We start from the raw sequence: 25,011 nt of genomic DNA on the forward strand, positions 1-25,011 counted from the left end.
GAATAAACCGAACGCGGTGGCATGAGCAACGCGACTACCAGCCCGCGGGCAGATAGCCAAAGGCAGAAGCGATGGCGTAGACGGCGCTGCAAAGATAGAGCAATACGATGAAGATCTGGATGAACGGGTGCGTTATCAGCGCCGGGCAGGTCCAGCCGGGAGTGATATCCCCCTGCCGCCGCGAACCTTTCAGGATAAGGATCGGCATGATGGACAAAATCACCCCGCTAAATACCCCGGCAAAATAGAGCGCGTTCACGAAGGACACCATCCCGCTGTAGGCCAGAATAAATGGCGGCACGGCGACCACCAGCAGCACCTTAAAGCGTTTGAACGGCTGCTCGTCGTTGCCCAGGCGAAACTGATCGAAAATATTGGTCAGGAAGCTTCCGCCCAGTCCCCAATAGGAAGTCAGCATCGCGCAGAGCGCAAAGAGATTTGCCGAGAAGAAAGCCCACTCGCCGAGCGCCCTGCCCCAGGAAATGGTCGCCACATCAGAAATATTATCCAACCCGCTTAACGCAATCACCGAAAGCGGGACCAGCGCCAGCAGGCAAAAGGTTAACAGCATCCCTACCATAATGGCCTTCGGCAGTTTCTCCGGTTTATCAGCGAAACCGCGCGCCATTTCCGGCACGATATACTGCGCGGAGAAGCAGAAGGCGACGACGTTAAATACTGGCACCATATACAGCCAGTTACCGTCGAGTAAATACCCCACGCTGGCGGTCTCTTGCAGCAACGTGGCGGCGACAAGAATGGCGATCATGACGACCATGCCGATACTAATGAATTTTTCACCCCGGCCAATCGCCTTCAGGCCAAGATAAAGCACTCCGGCCGCGGGAATAAAAAACAGCGCGCTACCGAGGGCCGGCGAGATGCCGAATAACGAATGCAGGAGTTTACCGCTGCCGGTCATATAAGCCGTCAGCGCGCCGACGCTGTTGACGCAAACGGAGAGGAACATCATCAGCGCGCCAAAGCGGCCGACGTAGCGCTGCGACAGGCCGCTAAGCTGCAGATGCTTACGCGTGCGCAGCGTCGACTCCGCGACGTAGAGCATCGTAACGGTTGTCAGGCTACCGACAACGATCAGCCAAAACAGCAGCGGCAGAAAGCCCGCTTTGCTGGAGGCATAGGCGATGGATAGCACCCCAGCGCCGATATTGGTGCCGACGATCATCGACACGCCTTCAATGAAACTCAGAGATTTTGCAGGTACAGCGGTACGCTCCCGGCTCGTCAGAACCGGAGAAAAGGTGGAGTTGTCAGACATAATATTTTCCGTTTTATTCCGGCAACATCCGCTGCCGGAAAAAAGGTGATATCAGGGTGATAAACCACTCACGCTGAGCATGACTGGCCAGAACGCGGCATCCTGTTTCTCTTCGGCTTCCCTGCCGCCGCAGTCTGACCGGGCGAAAAGTTAGGGCTTCAGCACGCGGGCCAGAATATCCAGCGCCTTCGTAAACTGCGCATCCGGAATCGTTAACGGATAGAGGAAGCGAATGACGTTGCCGTAGACGCCGCAGCTCAGCAGCAGCAGACCGTTCTCCTGGGCTTTTTGCTGGATTTGACGAGTGATCTCCGCCGACGGCTCGCCGGTTTGCGGATCGTTAAACTCCACCGCCACCATCGACCCCTGGCCGCGTACGTCCGCAATGGCCGGGCAGCTTTGACGCGCCTGATTCAGCACTTCTTTCAGATGGCTGCCTAAGCGCTCAGCGCGCTGGCACAGTTGCTCTTCTTCAATCACGTCCAGCACCGCGTGCGCAGCCGCGACCGCCAGCGGGTTACCGGCATAGGTACCGCCCAGGCCGCCCGGCGCAGGCGCATCCATCACCTCGGCGCGACCGACCACGCCGGAGAGCGGGAAACCGCCGGCCAGGCTTTTAGCCATCGTCATCAGGTCAGGCTTCACATCATAGTGCTGCATCGCAAACAGCTTGCCGGTGCGCGCAAAGCCGGTTTGTACTTCATCGGCAATCAGCAGAATGCCGTGGGTATCGCACAGCGCGCGCAGCGCCTGCATAAACTCAGGCGGGGCGACGTTAAAGCCGCCTTCCCCCTGAATCGGCTCCAGCACAATCGCCGCCACCTGGTCGGCCGCGATATCGGCTTTAAAAATACGATCCAGGCTTTTCATCGCGTCAGCGGTGGTAATGCCATGGGCGGCATTCGGGTAGACTGCGTGATACACCGATCCCGGGAACGGACCGAAACCAATCTTATAAGGCGCCACTTTACCGGTCAGCGCCATGGTCATAAACGTGCGGCCGTGGAATCCGCCGCCGAAGGTAATCAACCCCGGACGACCGGTATAAGCGCGCGCAATTTTCACTGCGTTTTCAACCGCTTCCGCCCCGGTGGTAAAGAACGCCGTTTTTGCCGGACCGTCAATCGGCGCCAGCGCGTTAATCCGCTCGGCCAGCGTGACGTAGCTTTCGTACGGGACAATCTGATAAGCAGTATGGGTAAAGGCCTGCAGCTGTTGTTCAACGGCTGCAATGATTTTAGGGTGCCGATGGCCGGTATTCAGCACCGCGATGCCGGCGGCGAAATCAATCACCTCATTCCCTTCAATATCCCACAGCGTAGCGTTCTCTGCTTTCTCAACAAAGTAGCTGCACATTACCCCTACGCCGCGCGGAGTCGCCTGCTGGCGACGCTGATTCAGTTCTGAACTTTTCACCGGGAATCTCCTGTCATGTGTGTCACGTTATCGCAACAAATCCGAAACTATGTCGTTTATTTACACAGGATTTGGCCCTATAATCGAGTACCAATTCAGATTATCTGAGGGATCCAATTGCGTTCGCTCATCGCAGACCTGGTGCTGGTCAGATTGCAGAAAGAAACCGATCCGCTCCTGCACAAGCGCCTTTACAAGGCGATTCGCCACGCCATTCTGGATGGTTCTCTGCCGCCCCATAGCCGCCTGCCGCCGTCGCGGGATCTGGCGGGGGAGCTGAGAATGTCCCGCAACACAATTTTAACAGTTTATGAACAACTACTGGCCGAGGGGTACGTCGTGTCCCGTCGCGGCAGCGGAACATTCGTCGCGAAAACGCTGCCCGATATGTTCCTTCCCGCCAGCAGCGCCAGTGAAAGCAGCCCGGCGCCGGCAACCAGCGCGCCTATCTCCCGGCGCGGCCAGCATCTGCTGGGACAGGTCAGCGCCAGCCCGCGTCAGTGGGGGGCATTTATCCCCGGTGTACCGGACGTCAACGCGTTTCCCCATCCGCTGTTCAGTAAAATCCAGGCGCGTATCAGCCGCCGTCCAAAACCGGAACAGCTCAGCTACAGCTGTAACGGCGGAACGGCCGAGCTACAGCACGCGTTGGTGGACTATCTGAGAGTAGCGCGCGGCGTTCAGTGTCAGGCAGATCAAATTCTTATCACCGAAGGGATCCACCAGGCTATCGACCTGATCACCCGCATGCTGTGCGACCGCGGCGATCTCGCCTGGGTGGAGGAGCCGTCCTACTGGGGCATTCGCCATGTGCTGGCGATGAATGAAGTGCGGGCCGAGCCCGTGGTGGTTGATGCCAGCGGCCTGTGTCCGCCCGAAAGCATAGCCGAAGCGCCGCGGCTGATCTTCGTGACGCCGTCCCATCAGTATCCCCTCGGCGCGGTAATGAGCCTTGAGCGCCGACAGCGCCTGCTCACGCTGGCCCATCAGCACGGCAGCTGGATTGTGGAGGATGATTACGACAGCGAGTTTCGCTTTTCCGGCCAGCCGATCCCGGCGCTACAGGGCTTAGTCGCCGAAGCGCCGGTGGTCTACGTCGGGACGTTCAGTAAGACGCTCTACCCGGGGCTGCGGCTGGGCTATGTCGTGCTGCCTCGTCCGCTGGCGGCCGAACTCAAAAACGCCCATGCCGAGCTCTATCGCGGTGGCCATTCGCTTATCCAGCTGGCGCTGGCGGAATTTATCAACGCCGGTCATTACTCGGCGCATATTCGCCGCATGCGCCTGCTCTACAGCCGCCGTCGCGTCTTTTTGACCGAGCTGATTGAGCGGCACTGCGGGCCGCACGCGCTGTCGGACTTCAGCGATAATGCCGGACTGCATCTGATCCTGAATTTGCCGGATGAGGCGGATGACGTGGCGATTGCCCGCGATGCCAACGCACGCAATATTTTAGTGCGTCCGCTGTCGCGCTATTACCTGACAACGCAACGCAAGAAAGGGCTGTTGATGGGTTTTGCTTCGCAGCCGGAAACGCAGATGGAGCCGGCGTTCAACATCCTGCTTGCGTGCCTGAAAATGCACTGCCCGCAGGCGCTGGCGGAGGCAGAAAAACAAAACGCCCCAACGTAATGTGGGGCGTTATCGGGGACTGGCGCTCAGATTAGGCTTCGATAGCGGCGCGCAGTTTTTTCATGGCGTTCTTTTCAAGCTGACGTACACGTTCAGCCGACACGCCGTAGCGGTCCGCCAGCTCCTGCAGCGTGGACTTGTTGTCTTCGTCCAGCCAGCGGGCGCGGATGATGTCCTGGCTACGTTCGTCAAGACCCTGCATCGCGTCGGTCAGCTTGTTCGCCGCCTGCTCTTCCCAGTTATCGTCTTCGATGCCGTCGGCAAAGTTAGACGATTTATCCTGCAGATAGAGCACCGGCGCCATCGGCTGGCTATCGGACTCATCATCCGAAGACATGTCGAAGGTCATGTCCTGCGCCGCCATACGTGACTCCATCTCACGCACGTCTTTGCTCGACACGCCCAGCTCGCGGGCGACCATTTCGACTTCGTCCTGGTTGAACCAGCCCAGACGCTGCTTGGTTTTACGCAGGTTAAAGAACAGCTTACGCTGCGCTTTCGTGGTCGCGACCTTCACGATACGCCAGTTACGCAGCACGTATTCATGAATTTCCGCTTTGATCCAGTGCACGGCGAAGGAAACCAGACGCACGCCCACTTCCGGGTTAAAACGGCGCACGGCTTTCATCAGGCCAATGTTGCCTTCCTGAATCAGATCCGCCTGCGGCAGGCCATAGCCCGAGTAGTTACGAGCAATATGAACAACAAAGCGCAGGTGAGACAGGATCAGCTTTTTCGCTGCTTCCAGATCGCCCTGGTAATGCAGCTTTTCAGCAAGCTCCCGCTCTTCATCAGCCGATAACATCGGCCAAGTGTTAGCAGCCCGGATGTACGATTCCAGGTTACCAACGGGGGCTAAGGCTAAAGTTTGCATATCTTTGGTCATTCAAATCCTCTCAATCGATATCTTCTGGCATCATTCTGTCCTCACAACGGAGCAACAAACATGCCAGCATTGATGAGCAACGAGAATATCACTCACATTAGTATCAGACAGTGATTTTATCCACAAGTTCCATGCAATGATGTGAATAGATTACGCACAAAATGTGACATGGTTATGAAGTTTAGGGAAGCGTCAACAGGGACTCTTTCCCTGCAGAGAGATATTCAGTGCAGGGAAAGATTATACCAGATTTTTATTACTCGGGAGTAAAGTGACGTAAATGTTGAACGGTTGCCAGCCAGGCGGCGACCCAGCCAATCATTGAGCAAACAATCAGCATCAGGAGACACTCGTCAAAGCCTAAGCCGCTGAGTTCAAACTGCGTCCCGAACACTTTCGCCACTTCGGTGACCGCCGACGACAGGCGCATGACCATAATCTCCGACAGGATCAGCGACAGAAACGCGCCGGAGAACCCCAGCAGCGCCCCGCCGTAAAGGAACGGACGCAGAATAAAACCATCCGTCGCGCCAATCAGTTTCTGCACGTTAATGGTATCGCGACGGGCGAAGATGCTCAGACGCACGCTGTTGCCGATGACCAGGAAGACCGCCGCCACCATCAGTACGCCGATCATCGCCGACACGCGTCCGACCAGCCCGGTTAGCGACGAGAGGCGCGCAAACCAGCTGTCATCCATACGCACTTCATCAACGCCCTGAACGTGGCTCACGCGGTCGCGCAGCGTGTTCAGCGCCTCAACGCTCTGGAAATCAATCTTAGGCACCACGATCGCTACCGCCGGCAGCGGGTTCTCTTCCAGCATATCCAGCGCGCCGCCAAAGCCAGACCAGTTGCGGAATTCGCCAAGGGCTTCATCACGCGACAGATAGTTGACCTTCTCGACGCCCTGCTCCGCCTGCAGCTGGCCGACTACCCGCGCAGCGGCATCGTCATCCAGCGTTTTCTCCAGATAGACGGTGATTTGCGGCGTAGGGTAATACTGCGACGCCGCGGTGCTGACGTTTTTGTAAACCATGTAGCATACGCTCGGCAGGGTCAACGAAATGGCGATCACCATCACCGTCAGGAACGTCGCCAGCGGCGTACTTTTCAGATCCTGTATCGCGCCGTGCCAGGCGTAGCGCACCTGCTCATTGAATACGTTGCTCTTGCGGGAAGCCGGATTCGGCGCCGCTTTTGGCCGTTTCGACGCATTGCGTCCGCCGCTACCGCCCGCCCCGCCCGCATTGCGGAAACGGTCGAATCGATTGCCGAATCGGCGAATGTGGTTCATTGCCTCGCGCTTATTCACCGATATGGCCTCCATGCATATGCCCCTCGCTGAGGGACAGGACGCGGTACGGACGACTGGAGATAAGCCCCAGGTCATGCGTCGCCATCAGTACCGTCACCCCAACGCGGTTAAACTCTTCAAACAGACGTAAGATCCCTTCCGACAGCGCTTCGTCGAGGTTACCGGTCGGTTCATCCGCCAGCAGGACCGCGGGTTTGTTCACCACCGCGCGGGCGATGCCCACGCGCTGTTGTTCACCGCCTGAAAGCTGAATCGGCAGGTTTTTCGCTTTGTCCAACAGCCCGACTTTATCCAGCGCCGCCGAGACGCGACGACGGATATCATCGCCGCTGGCGCCGGCGATAATCAGCGGGATCGCCACATTATCGTAAACGGTACGGTCCATCAGCAGATGGTGGTCCTGGAAAATCATGCCAATCTGACGGCGCAAAAACGGCACCTCGCGGCTCTTCAGGCGGCTGATATCATGGCCGCCGAAGAGGATTTTGCCGGCGCTGGGCCGTTCGATACCGCAGATAAGCTTCAGCAGGGTACTTTTCCCCGCGCCGGAATGGCCGGTCAGAAACGCCATCTCGCCCGCCTGCAGGTGGAAAGTCACCCCCTGCAGCGCTTGTCTCCCACCGAGATAGGCTTTGCTGACTTGTTCAAAGCGAATCATTTTTAATCCTCTCGGGCAAAAAGTGCCTCAATAAAGTCGCCCGCATTAAACGGACGCAGATCTTCAATACGTTCGCCAACACCGATGTAGCGAATCGGAATACCGAACTGATCGGCAACCGAGAAGATAACCCCGCCCTTGGCGGTACCATCCAGCTTAGTCAAGGTGATACCGGTCAGTCCAACCGCTTCGTGGAACAGTTTGGCCTGGCTAATCGCGTTCTGCCCTGTGCTGGCGTCAATGGTCAGCATAACTTCATGCGGCGCATCGACATCGAGTTTTTTCATGACGCGGACAATCTTCTTCAGTTCTTCCATCAGGTGCGATTTATTCTGCAGACGGCCCGCGGTATCGGCAATCAGGACGTCAATATTGCGCGCCTTCGCCGCCTGGATGGCATCGAAAATGACCGATGCCGAGTCCGCGCCGGTATGCTGGGCAATCACCGGAATATTATTACGCTGCCCCCAAACCTGGAGCTGCTCAACCGCCGCCGCACGGAAGGTATCGCCCGCCGCCAGCATCACCGACTTGCCCTGCTGCTCGAACTGACGCGCCAGCTTACCGATGGTGGTGGTTTTACCGACGCCGTTGACGCCGACCATCAGAATCACAAACGGCGTTTTGCCTTCTACGTTCAGCGGCTCATCCACTTTCGCCAGGATATCGCCCATCTCTTCTTTCAGCAGGCCGTACAGCGCCTCGGCGTCGCGCAGCTGCTTACGGCTGGCGTCGTTGGTCAGATTAGTGATGATCTTACGCGTGGTCTCCACACCGACGTCGGCAATCAGCAGCTGCTCTTCCAGCTCTTCAAACAGATCATCGTCGATTTTCTTACCGCGGAACAGACTGATAAATCCGGAACCGAGGTTTTGTTTGGTTTTCACCAGGCTGCGTTTGAGGCGGGCGAAGAAACCTTCTTTGGTCGGTTTTTCCTGCTCTAACGGCGTCACGACGGTTTCGTCCGGCACCACCTCCACGGCGTTTTCCGCCGCATCGGCTGCCGCCAGAGCCTGCGCTTCCAGCTCTTCATCGCTGATATCGGCTTGCGCATCCGCTAACGGTTCGCCTGCTTCGGCATCTTCGACAACGGCTTCTTCAATCACCGCTTCCGGTTCGGCAATCACCGCTTCCGGCGTCTGCTCAGCGACGGCTTCAGCCGCGACCGGCTCGGCAATGACCTCTTCAACCAGCGGCTCAGCGACAATTTCTTCAACCGCAGGCTGCTCCGCAACCTCTTCAACGACCGGAGATTCGACAACCGCCTGCGGTTGTTCGCTATCAACGACCTGCTCGGTCACCTCAACCACCTCGGCGGCAAAGGCTTCGGCGTCCGGTTTCTCCGTCGCAGGCGCGTCGACCGTTTGCGGCGCAGCGGCAGGCGCTTCGCTTTCCGCGGACGGTTCTGCAACCTCTTGCTGGGCTTCTACTTTTTGTTCTGTTTCGCTTTCCTGCGCCTGTTCTTTTTGGCCAAAGCCCAGCCAGGAAAAGAAGCCACGTTTTTTGTCTTTCGCCATTTGCGACTACACTCCTCGCTGTTAATTCATGGCACAGCTTCGGCCAGTTGGTAGCGGAAGCTGAAAAATGATGAAATTAGTCGGATAGTCTACCACTTAACTTAACTCGCATCACCGCCCCCGGATTAAGGTTTCGTCAACCGCTGCCGATCGTTAGAATAGCAGCCCGGAAGTTGAGACTTGAGCAAAGAGATGAAGAAACCAAACCACGCAGGCAGCGGCCAGATCCGTATTATCGGCGGGCAATGGCGGGGCCGTAAATTACCGGTGCCGGAGAGCCCGGGTCTGCGCCCGACCACCGACCGGGTACGCGAAACGCTATTTAACTGGCTGGCGCCATCGATCGTTGACGCGAGCTGCCTCGACTGCTTCGCCGGCAGCGGCGCGCTGGGCCTAGAAGCCCTCTCCCGCTACGCGGCCAACGCCACGCTGCTGGAAATGGAACGCGGCGTCGCGCAGCAGCTGCAAAAAAACCTTGCGACCCTCAAAGCCAGCAACGCTAAGGTCGTGAACACCAATACTTTAGCGTTTCTCGCTCAGGCGGGCGCGCCGCACGATATCGTGTTTGTCGATCCCCCGTTTCGTAAAGGGCTGCTTGAAGAAACGCTGAAACTGCTGGAAAACAACGGCTGGCTTAGCGATGAAGCGCTCATCTACATCGAGAGTGAAGTCGAAAACGGTTTACCGCCGGTGCCGATGAACTGGCACGTCTATCGTGAAAAAGTGGCCGGACAGGTCGCCTACCGTCTCTATCAACGTGAGGCCCAAGGAGAAAACTATGCTGATTAATTTTGGCCGCTTGCTGATGCTGTGCGTGTGGGCGTTTCTATTGCTGAATCTGTTTCAACCGTTCCCAAAGCCGCTGAATATCTTCGTTAACGTGGCGCTAATCTTTATGATTCTGATGCACGGCCTGCAGCTGACGCTGCTCAAGGCGACGCAGACGAAAGAGATGCCGCCGCTGGGGCGCTTCGAGCAGGTCCGTATTTTCATCTTCGGCGTGTTCGAACTGGTCGCCTGGCAGAAAAAGCTCAAGGCGACCCTGAAGAAGAAGTAATGCCCGGAAAAGGTTCAGGGATCTGGCGCAAAGCCCATAAACCGCGAACCTTTATAGCTCAGGACGCCTTTATCGCCGACGCTTAACGCATGATACTGCGGCGCCTGCAGACGAAAAACCATTTCCATCCCGCCGCTTACCGGCCTGAAGCTGGCTTCGTAACGCATCTCGCTGCCGGCAGGCGTCACCGTCTGCTGGCGTGAACGGCGATCGTTAATCACCTTCTCCCGCTTATTGCTCACCACCACCCGTTTTTGCAACAGCGGCGCGGCGTCGTTCTCCATTTTTTCCCGGCGCTGCTGCGCATAACGATACGATGCGGCAACCGCAATGATGGCAACGGCAACCATAAAAAACAGCGGAACTTTACTCATTCACCTTGCCCCCAGGAATTATCAGGAATAAGCATACTGTGGCTTGATTATCATTGTCATCTTCCTCTGCAAACCACTACACTGAGATTCAGTACTGTAAGTACAATCACTTACTTAATGATAACAGATACAGGGACTTACTATGCTTTGGTCATTTATTGCTGTCTGTTTCTCCGCATGGCTTTACGTCGATGCGTCCTATCGTGGGCCTGCCTGGCGTCGCTGGGTGTTTAAACCCGTCACGCTGATCCTGCTTCTGTTACTGGCCTGGCAAGCGCCGATGTTTAACGCCATCAGCTACCTGGTGCTGGCCGGGCTTTGCGCCTCGCTGGTCGGCGACGCCTTGACCCTACTGCCCCGGCAGCGGGTGATGTACGCCGTGGGGGCGTTCTTTCTCTCCCACCTGCTCTACACCATCTGGTTTGCCAGCCAGCTGACGCTGTCGTTCTTCTGGCCGCTGCCGCTGGTGCTGCTGATCCTCGGCGCGCTGCTGCTGGCCATCATCTGGACGCGGCTGGAAGAGATGCGAATGCCGGTGTTTACCTTTATCGCGATGACGCTGGTGATGGTCTGGCTGGCCGGCGAGCTGTGGTTCGCTCGCCCGACGGACACCGCGCTGTCCGGCTTCGTTGGCGCCGCGTTCCTGCTGCTCGGCAACGCAGTCTGGCTCATCAGCCATTATCGCCGCCGCTTCCGCGCTGACAACGCGATCTCCTCGGCGTTTTACTTCGCCGGGCACTTCCTGATCGTCCGCGCGCTCTATTTGTAATTAAGCGCTTGACTCTGGAGTCGACTCCAGAGTGTATCCTGCGGGTAATGAGAAAATTATCATTACCCGGAGGGTCCTATGTCGGCTCCAGAATCGCAGGATAAAAAAGTCCCACACTTCTCATCGTTAAAATTTACCCCTGCCGCGCAGCCTGCGGAAAGCTGCTGCGCGGACCACGCCTGCAGCAGCGAAACCGCCGCTGAAAACGACGCGCTGAGTCATGCACGCTTTAGCTGGCTGGTAGAAGGCATGGATTGCGCGGCCTGCGCCCGCAAGGTCGAAACCGCCGTTCGCCAGGTGCCGGGAGTGAGCCAGGTTCAGGTGCTGTTCGCCACCGAAAAGCTGCTGGTCAACGCCGAGGGCGACGTTGGTCCGCAGATCGAAAGCGCCGTGCGCGCCGCGGGCTACCAGCTGCGGGATGAAAACGCCCCCCGGACAGAGGACGCCACCTCGTGGCTGCGCGAGAATCTGCCGCTCATCACCCTCGTCGCCATGATGGCGCTCAGCTGGGGGCTGGAGCAGTTTAACCCTCCTCTGGGCGAAATCGCCTTCATCGCAACCACCCTTGTCGGCCTGTGGCCGGTCGCCCGGCAAGCAATACGCCTGATCAAAAGCGGAAGCTGGTTCGCCATCGAAACTCTGATGAGCGTCGCAGCCATCGGCGCGCTGTTTATCGGCGCCACCGCCGAAGCGGCGATGGTGCTGCTGCTGTTCTTAATCGGCGAACGCCTTGAGGGTTGGGCCGCCAGCCGCGCGCGTCAAGGCGTCAGCGCGTTGATGGCGCTGAAACCCGATACCGCAATCCGCGTGCGCGACGGCGTACGCGAAACCGTAGCCCAGCGCGACCTGCGCCCCGGCGACGTGATTGAAGTGGCCGCCGGGGGCCGTCTGCCCGCCGATGGCCAGCTGCTCTCGCCCTTCGCCAGCTTCGATGAGAGCGCGCTAACCGGTGAATCCGTACCGGTGGAGCGTAACGCCGGGGAACGCGTGGCGGCCGGCGCCACCAGCGTCGATCGTCTGGTACAGCTGACGGTGATCTCCGAACCGGGCGACAGCGCCATCGATCGCATTCTTAAGCTGATTGAAGAAGCGGAGGAGCGCCGCGCGCCGATTGAGCGCTTTATCGATCGCTTCAGCCGCATCTATACCCCGGCGATTATGGTCGTCGCGCTGCTGGTCGCCATTGTTCCGCCGCTGCTGTTTGCCGGCGCATGGCTGCCGTGGATCTATAAAGGTTTAACGCTGCTGCTGATTGGCTGTCCGTGCGCGCTGGTGATCTCCACCCCGGCGGCGATTACCTCCGGCCTGGCGGTGGCGGCGCGTCGCGGCGCGCTGATTAAAGGCGGCGCGGCGCTGGAGCAACTGGGCCGCGTGCGCCAGGTGGCGTTTGATAAAACCGGTACCCTGACCATCGGCCAGCCGCGCGTCACCGCGGTGATGGCGACCACGGACATCGGCGAAAACGATCTGCTGGCGCTGGCAGCCGCCGTAGAGCAAGGCTCCAGCCACCCGTTAGCCCAGGCCGTCGTACGTGAGGCGGAGCAGCGTCAGCTGGTGATTCCGCCGGCCAGCGGCCAGCGCGCGCTGGCTGGCTCCGGCATTGAGGCGCAGGTCGAAGGTCGTCAGGTGCTGATTTGCGCCGCCGGGAAAAATAACGATCCGCAGTACGATGCACGTATTCAGCAGTTGGAGAGCGCCGGGCAAACCGTGGTGCTGGTGATGCGCGATGAGACGCTGCTGGGGATTCTGGCGCTGCGCGATACGCTGCGCGACGATGCCCGCCAGGCGGTGGATGAACTCCATCAGTTAGGCGTTCAGGGAGTGATACTGACCGGCGACAATCCGCGCGCGGCGGCGGCCATCGCCAGCGAGCTGGGGCTGGCGTTCCGCGCCGGGCTGCTGCCCGCGGATAAAGTGCAGGCGGTGATGGCGCTCAACGCCGAGTCGCCGCTGGCGATGGTCGGCGACGGAATCAACGACGCGCCAGCGATGAAAGCGGCGACGATTGGCATCGCCATGGGCAGCGGCACCGACGTCGCTCTGGAGACCGCCGATGCGGCATTGACCCATAACCGTCTGACCGGGCTGGCGCAGATGATTTCGCTGGCGCGCGCCACCCACGCCAATATCCGGCAGAACATCGCCATCGCGCTGGGTCTGAAGGGCATTTTTCTGGTCACCACCCTGCTTGGCCTGACCGGCCTGTGGCTGGCGGTGCTGGCGGATACCGGGGCGACGGTGCTGGTCACCGCTAACGCGCTGCGGCTGTTGCGTAAGAAATAAGGAGAAATCCCGGGGGCGGCGCCTGACGCGCCTTGCCCGTATACAGGCTGCTGCAGTCTGGTTTTTGTAGCCCGGACAGGTGCGCAGCACCGCCTCCGGGAAGACGTACCCAGACTCAGTGGCTTTTACGGATCAGGTAGCGGTACGGCAGCGCCTCGGTTTGCTGCGCCAGCAGCTCATGCTCCATAAAGCGGCAGAAACCGGGAATATCGCGGGTCGTCGCCGGATCGTCGGCCACGATTAGCAGCGTCTCGCCCACCGGCATCGTACGCACGGTCTTGCGCACCATCATCACCGGTTCCGGGCAACGAAGCCCCTGCGCATCAAGCATATGGTCAGGGCTGGAGAAAAGTTCGCTCATTTTCATCTCACATTAACAAAACGGCCCTAGTTTACCCCCAGTTCGCCAGTACGCAAGCCAGGTTAACGTTTGCGCGAAAAACAACCATTGCAATACGCTCGCAACGCAGTATCATGCAGCCGTTTTTATTGGGTTCCCTCACCCCAACCACTAAAAAGGTCACAATATGAGTCCGTTTACTACCGTACAGCGTAAAAAAGCGCTGATCTGGCTATCGCTATTCCATCTGCTGGTCATCACTTCCAGTAACTACCTGGTACAGTTGCCGATCGCCATCTTTGGTTTTCATACCACCTGGGGCGCGTTCAGCTTTCCGTTTATTTTCCTCGCCACCGATCTGACGGTGCGGATTTTTGGCGCTCCGCTGGCGCGACGCATTATCCTCGCGGTGATGATCCCGGCGCTGCTCATCTCCTACGGGGTTTCCGCGCTGTTTTATATGGGCGAGTGGCAGGGCTTTGCCGCATTAACCAGCTTTAATCTGTTTGTCGCCCGTATCGCCGCCGCCAGCTTTATGGCCTACGCGCTGGGGCAGATCCTCGACGTCCACGTCTTCAACCGCCTGCGTCAGAACCGCCGCTGGTGGCTGGCGCCCACGGCATCCACCCTTTTCGGTAACGTCAGCGATACGCTGGCCTTCTTCTTTATCGCCTTCTGGCGCAGCCCGGATCCGTTTATGGCGGCGCACTGGGGTGAAATCGCCATCGTCGACTACTGCTTCAAGGTGCTGATTAGCATCGTATTCTTCCTGCCGATGTACGGCATGTTGTTGAATATGCTGCTGAAAAAGCTGGCAGATAAATCTGATTTATCCGCATTGCAGCCAGGTTAAGAGTACTCACGAAACGATGTGATAAGATAAGCGAATGAGCCGTTAATGGCCGTTTATCGAAAGGAAGATGTCAATGCGCAATTTGGTTAAATATGTCGGTATTGGCCTGCTGGTTGTGGGTCTTGCGGCCTGTGATAACAGCGATACAAAAACGCCGACTGCCGGGGCGGCTGCGGAAAGCAACGCCAGCGGGCAACCTATTAGTCTGCTGGATGGCAAACTGAGCTTCTCCCTGCCTGCCGGTATGACCGACCAGAGCGGCAAGCTGGGCACCCAGGCCAACAATATGCACGTCTATTCTGACGCCACCGGCCAGAAAGCGGTGATCGTGATTGTTGGCGACAGCACCAATGAAGATCTGGCCGTCATGAGCCAGCGTCTGGAAGAGCAGCAGCGCAGCCGCGACCCGCAGCTGCAGGTCGTGAGCAATAAATCCATTGAGATCAAAGGCCACACCCTGCAACAGCTGGACAGCATCATCTCCGCCAAGGGCCAGACCGCCTGGTCTTCCGTCCTGCTCGGTAAGGTTGATGACAAACTGCTGACGCTGCAGATCACGCTGCCAGCGGATAATCAGCAGCAGGCGCAGACCGAAGCGGAAAACATTATCAACACCCTCGTCATCCAGTAACTACTGGCCTGACGCCGCGGCCTCCGGTTCACCGACCGGGGGCCGTTTTTTTAACCGCCATCCCAGCAGCAGCGCCACCGCGACCAGCCCCGCCGTCGCGAGATAGATCGATGAAATGCCCGCCCACGCCATCAGCAGCCCGGCAAGCGGACCGGTGATCCCCAGCGAGAGATCCATAAATACCGTATAGGTCGCCAGCGCCGACCCCTGATTTTGCTGCGGCACGGCCTTCACCGCCACCACCCCAAGCGCCGGGAACACCAGCGAAAAACCGGCTCCGGCAAAGAAAGTGCCTATTTTCGCCATCAGCGGCGTCTCCGCCAGGCCCACTAACAGCAGCCCAATAATTTCGACGACAAAACAGAGCATCGCCACGTTCAGCCCGCCAAGGCGGTTAATTCCGTTGGGGAACAGCAGACGAGTGCCGACAAAGGCGCAGCTAAACAGCGTCAGGGCGAAGGCCGCGCCGTCCCAGCCTTTGGCATCATAAAACAGGGTGATAAAGGTGGCGATAACGCCAAACCCCGCCGAAGCCAGGGCCAGCGCCATACCGTAGAGCCAGACGCGCCCCAGCACCGCGCGAAACGACATCGCTTTACCCCTGCCCGCTTTCACCGCCGCCCGCGGCAACGCGCACAATACCGCCACCAGCGCCACCGCCATAATGGTCAACGCCAGCCCGTGCAGGCCAATCAGCGAGTAACAGAGCACGCCGAGCGGTGCGCCCATCGCCATCGCTCCGTAGGTGACAATGCCGTTCCAGGAGATAACCCGCCCGATATGCAGCGAACCGACTACCCCGACGCCCCACAGCGTGGAGCCGGTTCCCGCGAAGCTCTGCCCAATGCCGAGAATTATGCGCCCAAGGCATAGCAGCGCCAGGCTCACAGCGGGCAAGTCGCCGAAGAGCGCCGCCAGCAGATAGCCGAGTCCGCTCAGAAAGCAGCCGCACAGGCCGAAAACGACGATCTTTTTTGGCCCCAGCAGGTCGGCGTAACGCCCGGCGTGCGGGCGGCTGAGCAGCGTAGCGAAGTACTGGAGGCTAATCACCAGTCCGGCCCAGAAGGCGCTAAACCCCATCACATCATGCACATAGCCGGGCAACACCGCCAGCGGCAGGCCAATGGTCAGATAGCTGGCAAAGTTAAACATCACGACAGAGACAATCCGCAGATTGAGGCGCAATCCATTGAGCGCCGGTTCGGCGACGGTTTCGGGCATCGGGTTCCACCAGATTTTTACTACTGTGTTTCATTTCTACCACGCCACACGTTATAAATCAGCAGCCAGATTAGGATTCCTGGCAGCAAGCCAGCCGCTACACTTAATGAAAATCATAGAAAGGAACCGTGAATGACAACCCCTCAGCCCGATAAAACGGGTATGCATATTCTGCTTAAACTGGCGTCACTGGTGGTGATCCTCGCCGGGATCCACGCCGCGGCAGATATCATCGTGCAGCTATTACTGGCGCTGTTCTTCGCCATTGTCCTCAACCCTCTGGTCACCTGGTTTATTCGCCGCGGCGTGCGTCGCCCGGCAGCCATTACTATCGTGGTGGTGGTGATGCTGATCGTGCTCACCGCGTTAATTGGCGTACTGGCCGCATCGGTTAACGAATTTGTCGCCATGCTGCCAAAATATAATAAAGAGCTGACGGCAAAAGTTCTGCGGCTGCAGGAGGCGCTGCCGTTTTTGCATATTCACATGTCCCCGGAGCGTATGCTGCAACGCATAGACTCTGACAAGCTGATGACGTTCACGACCACCCTGATGACCGGGCTCTCTGGCGCTATGGCCAGCGTCGTTCTGCTGGTGATGACGGTGGTGTTTATGCTTTTTGAAGTCCGTCATGTGCCTTATAAACTCCGCTTTGCCCTCAACAACCCGCAGATCCACATCGCCGGTCTGCACCGGGCCTTAAAAGGCGTTTCGCATTATCTGGCGCTGAAAACGCTGCTTAGCCTGTGGACTGGGGTGATTGTCTGGTTAGGGCTGATGCTGATGGGGGTTCAGTTTGCGCTGATGTGGGGCGTGCTGGCTTTTCTGCTGAACTATGTGCCTAACATTGGCTCGGTGATTTCCGCCGTTCCGCCTATGGTCCAGGCGTTACTTTTTAACGGTTATTATGAGTGTCTGATGGTCGGCGCGCTCTTTTTAGTCGTGCACATGATCATCGGCAATATTCTCGAACCCCGCATGATGGGCCATCGGCTGGGCATGTCTACGCTGGTGGTTTTCCTCTCGTTGCTGGTCTGGGGATGGCTGCTTGGCCCAGTGGGAATGCTGCTGTCGGTACCGTTAACCAGCGTATGTAAAATATGGATGGAGACCACCAAGGGCGGCAGTAAATTAGCCATCCTGCTCGGGCCCGGACGCCCCAAAAGCAGGCTACCGGGCTAGCCCTGCCGCTTCACCGGCCAGAAGATCGTCAGCACCCCGGCGACAATCAGCAGCACGCCCAGCAGCGATTGCCAGTGGAAAGGCTCATGCCAGCCGGGGAGCCAGATGGCGGCGGCCCAGACCAGGATATAGCTCAGGCTCAGCAGCGCGTAGGCTTTCGCCAGCGGCAGTTGATGCAGGGCGAAGTACCAGCAGACCATCGATAGCAGGTAACCCATAAGCCCGAACGTCAGGCCAAACGTGCCCGCCCGCAGATGCAGCAGATGGTTGAGGAAGGTGAATATCTCTGTCAGCGGCGGGAGTTCGACCATCGCGCTGCGCAGCAGCAGCTGCGCGCCGCTCGCCAGGCCGACGCTGAATAACGCCCAGATTAAGCCCATCAGATACGGCTCCCCAGAATAACAATCCCGACGACGATCAGCCCCACGCCAAGCCAGTGGCGGCGCGCGACCGGCTCGCGCCAGATCCCCCACGCCGCCAGCGTCACCCAGACAAAGTTCAGGCTCAGCATAGGGTAGGCGATACTGACCGGGATTGACTGCAGCACGCTAAGCCACAGCAGCATACTGCAGCCGAGAGCGAGCAGCGCTAAACCCAGCCAGCCGAGGATATGGCGCCCGCGCCGCCCGGATTTGGACGGGCGGGTGGCCTGTTTCTGGCACAGCTGTCCGGCGCAGCTCAGCAGGCTGGCGAAAACCAGACAGATCCACACGCTCATTGCGGCAGGTACTGGATAAACACCACGCGCCCCAGCTCGTAGAAGCTGTCCGGTTTCGGTAGCGCTAAATCAGCCATACTTTCTCCTTTGTCCATCAGCAGAACCAGCGAGACGGGTCCCTGCTGGCGGTGCGTCGCCAGCCAGTCAGCAAAATGCGCCTGATCGACAAACTGGTGCTGCGCGTCCGGCCAGGAGAGACCGTACTTCAGCTCGCCCTGCTTGTCGAACAGAATGATATCGCTGCGCTTGAGCTCCCACGACAGCCCGCCGGCGATACCGACGTTATTGGTCAACACGTAGCGGCTCGGCGTCAGCGATTCGCTGACGATATCCACCAGAAACTGCGGCTGCTTGCTGTCGATCACCCGATCCGGGATAGCGAAGCCCACCAGCAGCGCCAGCCCGAGCGGGCAGCAGGCGGCGAGGGTCCAGCGGCGGCCGTTATCCTTCATCGCCAGCCAGCCCATCAGCGCCCACCAGCCAAATATCAGCGCCGCCAGCAGGCACTTATACAGCTCAATGTGGCTCCATACCGGCTTGTGCATAAAGCCCCACGGCGAAACCACCAGCACGGCGACCAGGCCAATCAGGCCAAAGGCCAGGTTGATCGCGCCGTTAATTTTCAGCGCTTTCGCCCCCGCCTTCGCCGCATCCAGCGCGTAGCGCGCCATCAGAATCGACAGAGGAGCAAAACAGGGCAGGATGTAGGTCGGGAGCTTACCCTTAGCAATGCTGAAGAACAGCAACGGCATCGCCACCCATCCGAGCAAATAGAGCGCACCGCGCGCCTCATCGCGCTCGGTCCAGCCGCGCTTGAGCGCCCCCGGCAGCAGCGCCAGCCACGGCAGGCTGCCGGCAATCAGGAACGGAATGTAGTACCAGAACGGCGCTTTATGCTGGGCATCTTTTTCCGCGAAACGCTGGATATGCTCCACCCAGAAGAAGTAGCGCCAGAAGTCCGGCTCGCGTTTGGCGATGGCGAGCCCCCACGGCAGCACCACCAGCGCGCAGACGCCCACCGCCAGCCAGCCGTAAGTCAGCACTTCGCGCCAGCGCTTACGCGCAATCACCCACGGCAGCACTCCGACCACCGGCACCGCCAGCGCAAGGAAGCCTTTGGTCATCACTCCCATCCCGCAGGCCACGCCGAGTAAAACATAGCCGAAAATTTTACCGCCGTGGCTTTGAGCCTGCGTCGCGCCCCAGAAGCTGCACATCGCCAGCGCCATCCACATGGTGATCATCGGGTCGAGCACCGCGTAGGTGCCGATACCGTAGACCAGCAGCGCGGTCAGGAAGATAACCGGCGACAGAATCGCGACGCGTTTATCGCGGAAAAGACGCCACGCTAGCCAGGCAACCAGCAGCGCGGTAACGGTAATCGAAAATACCACCCCAAAGCGGACGGCGAAATTATTGTGGCCGAATAGCCACTGGCCGATGCTGTTGATCCAGTAGCCGGCAATCGGTTTTTCAAAGTAGCGTAGCCCGAGGAAATGCGGCACCACCCAGTCGCCGGTCGCCAGCATTTCGCGGCTGATCTCCGCGTAGCGGGTTTCATCAGGCTGCCAGAGCAGGCGGAAGTTGAGCGGCAGTATATAATAGAGGACAAAAAGGGCGACCAGAGAGGCGCCGTAGCGAATGCTTTTCATCAAACACCCGAATTGAGTAATTGTTCACGTCCAAGCCAGCCTTCCCGGCCGGCCAGTTCACCACGAACCACCTTCCCTCGCGGCAGCGCGCTAAAATCGGCGGGCAGCAGCTGGCTTAGCGGGCAAAACTGGATCTCTTCCTGTGCGGCCATGGTCAGCAGTTCATCAAACTGATCCGCGAAGGCAATGCCCTCCACTTCAGCATGGATGGTATAGACCGGCGTCCCCGCGTCGCGGTGGATGCAGTCCAGCAGATAGCGGTTGAAGCCCGCAATATCCACCGCGTTTCCCACCGCTTCATCCCAGGTCGGTAAGGTCACCGGGATCTGCACGGTCCCCGGCGCGCCGTTCCCCAGCTGCGGCAGAAAAGGCCCGGTCCCCCGGCAGTCGCTGTTATAGAGGAAATCGAAAGCCTCTTTGGCTTTGATCACCCGCTGATCGGCGCGCCAGCCGGCAACGGCGGAACAGGTTACCGGGCGACCGATAATCCGCTCCAGCTCCAGCAGCCCGCGTTCAACCTCCAGCGTCAGCCTTTCCTGCGGCCAGACGCCGCTCCACGCCTGCCAGCTATAGTGATCCCAGGCGTGCAGGCCAACTTCATGCTCCTGCGCGGCGGCGCGGATAACCTCTTCATTCCCCGCGCCGATCCTGCGCCCTGGCCAGGCGGTGCCGGCCAGCAGGATATCCCAGCCGTACAGCGACGCGGCCTTTGAGCGCAGCATCTTCCACAGAAACTTCGGCTTTACCAGGCGCCAGATATGACGCCCCATGTTGTCCGGCCCGACGCTGAAAAAGAAGCTTGCCTGAATCCCGTGCTGGCTTAGCAGAGCCAGCAGTCGCGGGACCCCGTCCCGCGTACCGCGAAAGGTATCGACATCGATGCGTAAGCCGACCTGTTTCATGATTTGCCGCTGTCCGTCAGTTCAACCGTGCGCAGGAAGAAGTCCAGGGTATGTTCCACGGTCTCTTCCATTTCCACCGTCGGCACCCAGTTCAGGCAGCGCTTCGCGTTGCGAATGCTCGGCTTACGGTGTTCAACATCCTGGTAGCCTTTACCGTAGTAATCACTACTTTCCACTTCGCGGAATCCGGCGAAAGGCGGGAAGCGGTCGCGCAGCGGATGGCGTTCAAAGCAGGCCAGCAGCATTTCCGCCAGCTCTTTGATACTCGCTTCGTTATCCGGGTTGCCGATGTTGATGATTTGCCCGTCGCAGCGGCCGTCCTTGTTCTCAATGATGCGGAACAGCGCTTCGATACCGTCGCTGATATCGGTAAAGCAGCGCTTCTGCTTACCGCCCTCAATCAGCTTGATCGGCGAACCTTCGACCAGGTTGAGGATCAGCTGGGTGATGGCGCGAGAGCTGCCGATGCGCGCGGCGTTGAGGTTATCGAGGCGCGGCCCCATCCAGTTAAACGGCCGGAACAGGGTAAACTTCAGGCCGTTCTTATCGCCGTAGGCCCAGATCACGCGGTCCAGCAGCTGCTTGGAGACCGAGTAGATCCAGCGCTGTTTGTTAATCGGCCCGACCACCAGGTTGGAGGTGTCTTCATCGAAGTTGTTGTCGGTACACATGCCGTACACTTCCGACGTCGACGGGAAGATGATGCGCTTATCGTATTTCACGCAGTCGCGGATAATCTTCAGGTTCTCTTCAAAATCCAGCTCAAACACGCGCAGCGGGTTGCGGGTATATTCGATTGGCGTGGCAATCGCCACCAGCGGCAGGACCACGTCGCACTTCTTAATGTGGTACTCGATCCACTCGGAGTGGATGCTGATATCGCCTTCAACAAAGTGGAAGCGCGGGTTGTCGAGGAAGCGGCTGATGGCGTCGGAGCCAATGTCCAGGCCGTAAATCTCGTAGTTGTCGTCCTGCAACAGACGCTCGGTCAGGTGGTTACCGATAAAGCCGTTCACCCCGAGGATCAGCACGCGGGTGCGGCGCTTAATCGCCACCACCGGTTTGCTGCTCAGCACCGCGCCGGCAACCAGGCCCAGCGCCTGCGCCAGCTGGGTACCCTGCATATAAACGCCGCGCTCGGTCTGCCCGGTAACGATTTCTAACGCCCCTTCCTGACAGGCGACGACCAGCGGCGCAACGGAGAGCACCGTCCCCGCTTTGGCGGCGGCCAGATCGTGGCGCACGCGTGATTTCCAGACGATAAACTTGTTTGCGCCGGCGTAGCCGAACGCGCCCGGCCACGGATCGGAAACCGCGCGGACGAGGTTGTGCAGCGTCTGGGCCGAACGTTCCCAGTCGAGGCGACCGTCTTCCGGCGTACGGCGACCGACGTAAGTCGCCTGGCTTTCATCCTGGACGCGCTCTTCGGTTTTACCGTCGCGGATGGCGGGCAGCGCCTGAGCCAGCAGATCCGACGCTGCGGCGCAGAGTTTACGGTGCAGCGCCAGCGCCGCGTCATCCGCGCCGATCGCTACGCTTTTCTGCGCCACGATATTGCCGGCATCGGCGCGGTTAACCATACGGTGCAGCGTCACGCCGGTTTCGCTTTCGCCGTTCACCAGCACCCAGTTCAGCGGCGCGCGGCCGCGGTATTTCGGCAGCAGTGAACCATGCAGGTTAAAAGCCCCCTGCGGCGCAATATTCAAAATGTCATCGCACAGCAGGTTGCGATAATAGAACGAGAACAGCACGTCCGGTTTTATCTCGCGGATACGTTCGATCCACAGCGGATGATTCACATCTTCCGGCGCCCATACCGGGATGCCTTGCTCAGCGGCGATACGCGCCACGGAGCCAAAGAAATGGTTTTCGCCAGGGTTATCCGGATGGGTAAAAATAGCGGCGATGTCATAACCGGCGTCCAGCAGAGACTGAATACCTGCACAACCCATATCGTGATAAGCGAAGACTACGGCTTTCATGAACGATCTTCCTCTTGAGATGCCGTTTCCGGCTGGCGAACAACACGTTGAATAAAGTAGCGGGGGCGGGCGCGGACATCGTTATAGATGCGGCCGATATACTCCCCGAGCAGGCCCATCCCGACGAACTGGGCGCCGATAAACATGAACAGCACCGCGAACAGCATGAACACCCCTTCTGCCGCCCACTGGGGACCAAACACCAGACGCAGCACCACCAGCATCAGGCCGAAGGCAAAGCCCAGCAGGGCGATAGCGCTGCCGAACAGGCTCAGCAGGCGCAGCGGCGTGGTGGTCAGGCAGGTCACCAGGTCGTACATCAGGTTAATCAGGCGCATAAAGCTGTATTTGGAGTCGCCGAATTCGCGCTCGGCGTGCATCACCGGGATCTCAACCGCCCGGCGGGCAAAGGTGTTTGCCAGAATCGGGATAAAGGTACTGCGCTCATGGCAGTTAAGCATCGCGTCGATGATATGGCGGCGATAGGCGCGCAGCATGCAGCCATAGTCGCCCATCGCTTTACCGGTGGTGCGCTGGATCAGGCGGTTGATCATCTTCGAGGCGCTTTTACGGAAGAAGGTGTCCTGACGGTTCTGGCGCACGGTACCGACCACGTCGTAGCCCTCGTCGGCCTTCTCGACCAGGCGCGGGATCTCTTCCGGCGGGTTTTGCAGGTCGGCGTCAAGGGTAATGATCAGGTCGCCGGTAACGTGGCTGAAGCCCGCCATAATCGCCGAGTGCTGGCCGTAGTTGCGGTTCAACAGTACCGCCACCACGTGGCTGCCTTCGGCCTCGGCGGCTTCGGTGAGCATCCGCGCCGAGTCATCGCTGCTGCCATCGTCGACCAGCAGAATTTCATACTGCCGACCGAGCGTCGCGCAGGCGGTATCGGTACGGCGGATAAGCTCCGGCAGGCTCTCCTGCTCGTTATAGACAGGAATGACGACCGAGACCTTTTTCACGGGAGGATAGCTAAACATATCAACGTCCTGACAGCTGGTGCAGTGCGGAAATGACCCGAGTGACATCGTCATCGGTCATATCCGGGAACAACGGGATGGAACAAATGCGCGCGCTGTTCCATTCCGTATGCGGTAATGAAACTTCAGGGAAACGCTCGCGGTAATACTTTTGCGTATGCGCCGCGCGGAAGTGCAGGCCGGTGCCAATGCCCATGGCCTTCAGTTTTTCCATCAGGGCATCGCGGCTGATGCCGCAGGCGGCTTCGTCAACGCGGATAATAAACAGGTGCCAGGCGTGCTGATGCTCCCACGACGGCGCCACCAGCGGCCTGAAGGGCGTATCCGCTAGCTCTCGCAGATAGCGTTGCGCGATGGCGGCGCGACGCTGATTGGCGTGGGCGAGCTTGTCCAGCTGCACCAGCGCCAGCGCGGCGTTGATATCTGCGAGATTGTATTTAAAGCCCGGCGAAATCACCTCCGCCTGCGGAGCGCGGCCCAGGGTCTGGCGGTCATAAGCATCGACGCCGAGGCCGTGGAACTTCAGGCTGCGAATACGCGCGGCCAGCTCGTCATCGTCGGTCACCACCAGCCCGCCTTCGGCGCAGGTCATATTTTTGATCGCATGGAATGAGAAAATGGCGGTACCGCGCCAGCCGACGTGGCGGCCTTTGTAGTACGTCCCCGCCGCGTGGGCGGCATCTTCAATCACCGGAATAGCGTGACGCTCGCCAATCGCGCGAATGGCGTCGATATCCGCCGGCGCGCCCGCATAGTGCACAGGGATAATTGCTTTGGTTCGCGGGGTGATTGCCGCTTCAACCGCTTCGGGGGTAATCATCAGATTGTCGGGATCGACATCGATCATCACCGGGGTCGCGCCGAGCAGGCAGATCATGTTCAGCGTGGAGACCCAGGTCTGGGAAGGGGTGATCACTTCATCGCCCGCACCGATACCCAGCGCCATCAGCGTAACGTGCATGCCGCCGGTCGCCGAACTGACGGCGATGGCGTGGCGGTTGCCGGTTAACGTGCAGAACGCCTCTTCCAGCGCCTGATTTTTCGGTCCGGTAGTGATCCAGCCCGATTGCAAAACTTCACGCAGCGCAGCCAGCTCTGCGTCGCCCATCGACGGGCGCGAAAACGGCAAAAAATCGCTCATCATGTTCCTGTTCTGTCAATGACCCGCCGAAAAACGGGGTCGATAAGAAATATCCTGCACCTGCTGACCTAAACAAAATGAAAATGAACGCGAAATCAGCCCGATGGCGCATTTCATTATTTTGTATTCAGATGTTATTAAATTTAGTCAGCTTTGCTTAGGATAATATTAAGAAATTAATATTAATTAGATATGCATAATGATTTTGTTAAAAATCATT

Annotated in this window: 24 protein-coding genes; 8 read left to right on the forward strand and 16 right to left on the reverse strand. The window is 58.9% G+C overall.

What is annotated here, in order from left to right:
• Positions 1 to 34: 34 nt before the first annotated feature.
• On the reverse strand, positions 35 to 1,279 hold the full coding sequence (locus tag CMQ96_RS05165) for an aromatic amino acid transport family protein (RefSeq protein ID WP_004133030.1): 1,245 nt from the start codon (positions 1,277 to 1,279) through the stop codon (positions 35 to 37).
• Between the two features lie 150 nt (positions 1,280 to 1,429).
• Positions 1,430 to 2,695, reverse strand: coding sequence for a 4-aminobutyrate--2-oxoglutarate transaminase (locus CMQ96_RS05170; RefSeq protein ID WP_024359814.1), 1,266 nt, complete (start codon positions 2,693 to 2,695; stop codon positions 1,430 to 1,432).
• A 117-nt stretch (positions 2,696 to 2,812) separates the two neighbouring features.
• On the opposite strand from CMQ96_RS05170, the gene CMQ96_RS05175 reads away from it, so the two are divergent.
• The gene (locus CMQ96_RS05175) at positions 2,813 to 4,327 is read left to right on the forward strand and encodes a PLP-dependent aminotransferase family protein (RefSeq protein WP_049130725.1); all 1,515 of its coding nucleotides are present in this window, start codon (positions 2,813 to 2,815) and stop codon (positions 4,325 to 4,327) included.
• A 31-nt stretch (positions 4,328 to 4,358) separates the two neighbouring features.
• Here the strand turns inward: CMQ96_RS05175 and rpoH are convergent, their stop codons facing one another.
• The 4 genes from rpoH to ftsY form a co-directional block, all read right to left on the reverse strand.
• On the reverse strand, positions 4,359 to 5,213 hold the full coding sequence (rpoH, locus tag CMQ96_RS05180) for an RNA polymerase sigma factor RpoH (RefSeq protein WP_004133023.1): 855 nt from the start codon (positions 5,211 to 5,213) through the stop codon (positions 4,359 to 4,361).
• 256 nt (positions 5,214 to 5,469) lie between these two features.
• On the reverse strand, positions 5,470 to 6,528 hold the full coding sequence (gene ftsX, locus CMQ96_RS05185; RefSeq protein WP_024359812.1) for a permease-like cell division protein FtsX: 1,059 nt from the start codon (positions 6,526 to 6,528) through the stop codon (positions 5,470 to 5,472).
• Positions 6,521 to 7,189, reverse strand: a complete 669-nt coding sequence (gene ftsE, locus CMQ96_RS05190) for a cell division ATP-binding protein FtsE (RefSeq protein WP_004106557.1) — start codon at positions 7,187 to 7,189, stop codon at positions 6,521 to 6,523. Before ftsE ends, ftsX begins: the two co-directional genes overlap by 8 nt.
• 2 nt (positions 7,190 to 7,191) lie before the next feature.
• Positions 7,192 to 8,706 (reverse strand): signal recognition particle-docking protein FtsY, encoded by a 1,515-nt coding sequence (gene ftsY, locus CMQ96_RS05195; protein WP_049087063.1) that lies wholly within the window; start codon positions 8,704 to 8,706, stop codon positions 7,192 to 7,194.
• Between the two features lie 192 nt (positions 8,707 to 8,898).
• Between ftsY and rsmD the strand changes: the two genes are divergently transcribed.
• Both rsmD and CMQ96_RS05205 read left to right on the forward strand, forming a co-directional pair.
• Entirely contained in the window at positions 8,899 to 9,495 is a 597-nt protein-coding gene (gene rsmD / locus CMQ96_RS05200) for a 16S rRNA (guanine(966)-N(2))-methyltransferase (protein WP_004133018.1), read from the forward strand.
• Positions 9,485 to 9,763: a DUF1145 family protein gene (locus CMQ96_RS05205; protein WP_004126191.1), complete on the forward strand. Its 279-nt coding sequence runs from the start codon at positions 9,485 to 9,487 to the stop codon at positions 9,761 to 9,763. The genes rsmD and CMQ96_RS05205 overlap by 11 nt, the downstream gene beginning before the upstream one ends.
• 14 nt (positions 9,764 to 9,777) lie before the next feature.
• Here the strand turns inward: CMQ96_RS05205 and CMQ96_RS05210 are convergent, their stop codons facing one another.
• Positions 9,778 to 10,137: a DUF2500 domain-containing protein gene (locus CMQ96_RS05210; protein ID WP_004133016.1), complete on the reverse strand. Its 360-nt coding sequence runs from the start codon at positions 10,135 to 10,137 to the stop codon at positions 9,778 to 9,780.
• A gap of 142 nt (positions 10,138 to 10,279) precedes the next feature.
• Here CMQ96_RS05210 and CMQ96_RS05215 point away from each other — a divergent pair, with 142 nt between their 5' ends.
• A complete protein-coding gene (locus CMQ96_RS05215) occupies positions 10,280 to 10,906 on the forward strand; it encodes a lysoplasmalogenase (protein ID WP_004126194.1) in 627 nt (208 codons plus the stop codon).
• A 78-nt stretch (positions 10,907 to 10,984) separates the two neighbouring features.
• Positions 10,985 to 13,189, forward strand: coding sequence for a Zn(II)/Cd(II)/Pb(II) translocating P-type ATPase ZntA (gene zntA, locus CMQ96_RS05220; protein ID WP_064343293.1), 2,205 nt, complete (start codon positions 10,985 to 10,987; stop codon positions 13,187 to 13,189).
• Positions 13,190 to 13,304: 115 nt separating this feature from the next.
• On the opposite strand, the gene tusA is transcribed toward zntA, so the two are convergent.
• Positions 13,305 to 13,550: a sulfurtransferase TusA gene (gene tusA / locus CMQ96_RS05225; protein ID WP_004134789.1), complete on the reverse strand. Its 246-nt coding sequence runs from the start codon at positions 13,548 to 13,550 to the stop codon at positions 13,305 to 13,307.
• A 166-nt stretch (positions 13,551 to 13,716) separates the two neighbouring features.
• Between tusA and CMQ96_RS05230 the strand changes: the two genes are divergently transcribed.
• Together CMQ96_RS05230 and CMQ96_RS05235 are read left to right on the forward strand one after the other, a co-directional pair.
• Positions 13,717 to 14,382, forward strand: a complete 666-nt coding sequence (locus CMQ96_RS05230) for a 7-cyano-7-deazaguanine/7-aminomethyl-7-deazaguanine transporter (RefSeq protein ID WP_098066153.1) — start codon at positions 13,717 to 13,719, stop codon at positions 14,380 to 14,382.
• A gap of 73 nt (positions 14,383 to 14,455) precedes the next feature.
• Positions 14,456 to 15,013, forward strand: a complete 558-nt coding sequence (locus CMQ96_RS05235) for a DcrB family lipoprotein (protein WP_004126200.1) — start codon at positions 14,456 to 14,458, stop codon at positions 15,011 to 15,013.
• Here the strand turns inward: CMQ96_RS05235 and CMQ96_RS05240 are convergent, their stop codons facing one another.
• The gene (locus tag CMQ96_RS05240; protein WP_004134787.1) at positions 15,014 to 16,234 is read right to left on the reverse strand and encodes an MFS transporter; all 1,221 of its coding nucleotides are present in this window, start codon (positions 16,232 to 16,234) and stop codon (positions 15,014 to 15,016) included.
• Between the two features lie 132 nt (positions 16,235 to 16,366).
• On the opposite strand from CMQ96_RS05240, the gene CMQ96_RS05245 reads away from it, so the two are divergent.
• A complete protein-coding gene (locus tag CMQ96_RS05245) occupies positions 16,367 to 17,416 on the forward strand; it encodes an AI-2E family transporter (protein ID WP_004134785.1) in 1,050 nt (349 codons plus the stop codon).
• Here the strand turns inward: CMQ96_RS05245 and arnF are convergent.
• Genes arnF through arnB form a run of 7 tightly spaced genes read right to left on the reverse strand, consistent with a single transcriptional unit; the run spans position 17,413 to position 24,791 of the window.
• Positions 17,413 to 17,796, reverse strand: a complete 384-nt coding sequence (gene arnF / locus CMQ96_RS05250) for a 4-amino-4-deoxy-L-arabinose-phosphoundecaprenol flippase subunit ArnF (protein WP_004134783.1) — start codon at positions 17,794 to 17,796, stop codon at positions 17,413 to 17,415. The genes CMQ96_RS05245 and arnF overlap by 4 nt on opposite strands.
• On the reverse strand, positions 17,796 to 18,134 hold the full coding sequence (gene arnE, locus CMQ96_RS05255; protein WP_004134781.1) for a 4-amino-4-deoxy-L-arabinose-phosphoundecaprenol flippase subunit ArnE: 339 nt from the start codon (positions 18,132 to 18,134) through the stop codon (positions 17,796 to 17,798). The genes arnF and arnE overlap by 1 nt, the downstream gene beginning before the upstream one ends.
• Positions 18,131 to 19,786 (reverse strand): lipid IV(A) 4-amino-4-deoxy-L-arabinosyltransferase, encoded by a 1,656-nt coding sequence (arnT, locus tag CMQ96_RS05260; RefSeq protein ID WP_049090197.1) that lies wholly within the window; start codon positions 19,784 to 19,786, stop codon positions 18,131 to 18,133. Before arnT ends, arnE begins: the two co-directional genes overlap by 4 nt.
• Positions 19,786 to 20,688, reverse strand: a complete 903-nt coding sequence (gene arnD / locus CMQ96_RS05265; protein ID WP_004134777.1) for a 4-deoxy-4-formamido-L-arabinose-phosphoundecaprenol deformylase — start codon at positions 20,686 to 20,688, stop codon at positions 19,786 to 19,788. The genes arnT and arnD overlap by 1 nt, the downstream gene beginning before the upstream one ends.
• Complete coding sequence (gene arnA, locus CMQ96_RS05270; RefSeq protein WP_004134775.1) at positions 20,685 to 22,670, reverse strand: bifunctional UDP-4-amino-4-deoxy-L-arabinose formyltransferase/UDP-glucuronic acid oxidase ArnA; 1,986 nt, start codon at positions 22,668 to 22,670, stop codon at positions 20,685 to 20,687. The genes arnD and arnA overlap by 4 nt, the downstream gene beginning before the upstream one ends.
• On the reverse strand, positions 22,667 to 23,650 hold the full coding sequence (gene arnC / locus CMQ96_RS05275) for an undecaprenyl-phosphate 4-deoxy-4-formamido-L-arabinose transferase (RefSeq protein ID WP_004134773.1): 984 nt from the start codon (positions 23,648 to 23,650) through the stop codon (positions 22,667 to 22,669). Before arnC ends, arnA begins: the two co-directional genes overlap by 4 nt.
• A gap of 1 nt (position 23,651) precedes the next feature.
• Positions 23,652 to 24,791 carry a UDP-4-amino-4-deoxy-L-arabinose aminotransferase gene (gene arnB, locus CMQ96_RS05280; protein ID WP_049087057.1) on the reverse strand — a complete coding sequence of 380 codons (1,140 nt, stop codon included), beginning with the start codon at positions 24,789 to 24,791 and terminating at the stop codon, positions 23,652 to 23,654.
• Positions 24,792 to 25,011: the final 220 nt, after the last annotated feature.

Origin of the sequence: Klebsiella sp. MBT K-1 (assembly GCF_002556465.1) — a bacterium.
Classification (GTDB): domain Bacteria; phylum Pseudomonadota; class Gammaproteobacteria; order Enterobacterales; family Enterobacteriaceae; genus Klebsiella; species Klebsiella grimontii.

Bases quoted from the DNA above. Each gene is read 5' to 3' on its own strand.
- arnB (WP_049087057.1), bottom strand. From the start codon at position 24,791: ATGAGCGATTTTTTGCCGTTTTCGCGCCCGTCGATGGGCGACGCAGAG.
- zntA (WP_064343293.1), top strand. From the start codon at position 10,985: ATGTCGGCTCCAGAATCGCAGGATAAAAAAGTCCCACACTTCTCATCG.
- CMQ96_RS05205 (WP_004126191.1), top strand. From the start codon at position 9,485: ATGCTGATTAATTTTGGCCGCTTGCTGATGCTGTGCGTGTGGGCGTTT.
- tusA (WP_004134789.1), bottom strand. From the start codon at position 13,550: ATGAGCGAACTTTTCTCCAGCCCTGACCATATGCTTGATGCGCAGGGG.
- arnA (WP_004134775.1), bottom strand. From the start codon at position 22,670: ATGAAAGCCGTAGTCTTCGCTTATCACGATATGGGTTGTGCAGGTATT.
- ftsY (WP_049087063.1), bottom strand. From the start codon at position 8,706: ATGGCGAAAGACAAAAAACGTGGCTTCTTTTCCTGGCTGGGCTTTGGC.
- arnC (WP_004134773.1), bottom strand. From the start codon at position 23,650: ATGTTTAGCTATCCTCCCGTGAAAAAGGTCTCGGTCGTCATTCCTGTC.
- CMQ96_RS05210 (WP_004133016.1), bottom strand. From the start codon at position 10,137: ATGAGTAAAGTTCCGCTGTTTTTTATGGTTGCCGTTGCCATCATTGCG.
- ftsE (WP_004106557.1), bottom strand. From the start codon at position 7,189: ATGATTCGCTTTGAACAAGTCAGCAAAGCCTATCTCGGTGGGAGACAA.
- arnE (WP_004134781.1), bottom strand. From the start codon at position 18,134: ATGAGCGTGTGGATCTGTCTGGTTTTCGCCAGCCTGCTGAGCTGCGCC.
- CMQ96_RS05235 (WP_004126200.1), top strand. From the start codon at position 14,456: ATGCGCAATTTGGTTAAATATGTCGGTATTGGCCTGCTGGTTGTGGGT.
- CMQ96_RS05240 (WP_004134787.1), bottom strand. From the start codon at position 16,234: ATGCCCGAAACCGTCGCCGAACCGGCGCTCAATGGATTGCGCCTCAAT.
- arnT (WP_049090197.1), bottom strand. From the start codon at position 19,786: ATGAAAAGCATTCGCTACGGCGCCTCTCTGGTCGCCCTTTTTGTCCTC.
- CMQ96_RS05215 (WP_004126194.1), top strand. From the start codon at position 10,280: ATGCTTTGGTCATTTATTGCTGTCTGTTTCTCCGCATGGCTTTACGTC.
- arnD (WP_004134777.1), bottom strand. From the start codon at position 20,688: ATGAAACAGGTCGGCTTACGCATCGATGTCGATACCTTTCGCGGTACG.
- CMQ96_RS05230 (WP_098066153.1), top strand. From the start codon at position 13,717: ATGAGTCCGTTTACTACCGTACAGCGTAAAAAAGCGCTGATCTGGCTA.
- rsmD (WP_004133018.1), top strand. From the start codon at position 8,899: ATGAAGAAACCAAACCACGCAGGCAGCGGCCAGATCCGTATTATCGGC.
- CMQ96_RS05245 (WP_004134785.1), top strand. From the start codon at position 16,367: ATGACAACCCCTCAGCCCGATAAAACGGGTATGCATATTCTGCTTAAA.
- rpoH (WP_004133023.1), bottom strand. From the start codon at position 5,213: ATGACCAAAGATATGCAAACTTTAGCCTTAGCCCCCGTTGGTAACCTG.
- CMQ96_RS05165 (WP_004133030.1), bottom strand. From the start codon at position 1,279: ATGTCTGACAACTCCACCTTTTCTCCGGTTCTGACGAGCCGGGAGCGT.
- arnF (WP_004134783.1), bottom strand. From the start codon at position 17,796: ATGGGCTTAATCTGGGCGTTATTCAGCGTCGGCCTGGCGAGCGGCGCG.